The 643-nt window shown below is 52.1% G+C and carries 2 protein-coding genes; one reads left to right on the forward strand and one right to left on the reverse strand.

Annotated elements, in window-relative coordinates:
• Window positions 1–227 (forward strand): porin family protein (locus JK635_RS29265; protein WP_202656336.1); only part of this gene is annotated, 227 nt, incomplete at its 5' end.
• Between the two features lie 167 nt (window positions 228–394).
• Here the strand turns inward: JK635_RS29265 and JK635_RS29270 are convergent.
• Window positions 395–643, reverse strand: a 249-nt coding sequence (locus tag JK635_RS29270) for a DUF3025 domain-containing protein (RefSeq protein WP_202656337.1), incomplete at its 5' end; no start/stop codon positions are given.

Raw genomic sequence — 643 nt, forward strand, 5'->3', positions numbered from 1 at the left:
CATTCGGCGTTGGCAACACTGCAGCTGGCAAGCGTGGCCTGTTCATCGTCGGCGCTACCTATGCTCTGTCGAAGCGTACCAACTTCTACGCAGACATCGACTACGCAAAGTACAAAGATGGTCTGGAGAATGGCCCGACCGCAATCACCAGCCAATCCTCGCTGCGTGCCGCTCCTGGCCAAGACAGCATGATGGGCGTTTCGGTTGGTATCAACCACCTGTTCTAATAAACACATGGAAGCCACTTTTCACGAAGTGGTTTTCATGAATGCAGGTTGATTCATGATCTGCATGCGTAATATTTAGGCCCGCTTACGCGGGCCTTTTTTCATGGTTTTCATCTTTCAAGTCCCGAGGAAAGACAAGGACGGCAACCTTCTTGCCTTTTTGCGGATTATTGCGGAGAGTGTTTTCTTCGAGGACGGAATACGGCCGTGTCTGCGTAAAATGCAGCATCTTGACCGGACCACCAGCCAGGCACGCCAAGCACCGGCAAATGTGCAAATTCGGCGGTGCTGAAACCGTGCTGTAACCGGATCTCCATTTCGCTATCTACCCAGCACTGCAAATCGCCGGCATCCAGCTGCAAGATATCAGGCGTTACATCCATCACCCAGGTATGGCCTGTAATTGCCTTGTAAGG

The sequence above is a fragment of the Neobacillus paridis genome (genome assembly GCF_016765675.1).
GTDB classification, from domain to species: domain Bacteria; phylum Bacillota; class Bacilli; order Bacillales; family Cytobacillaceae; genus Neobacillus; species Neobacillus paridis.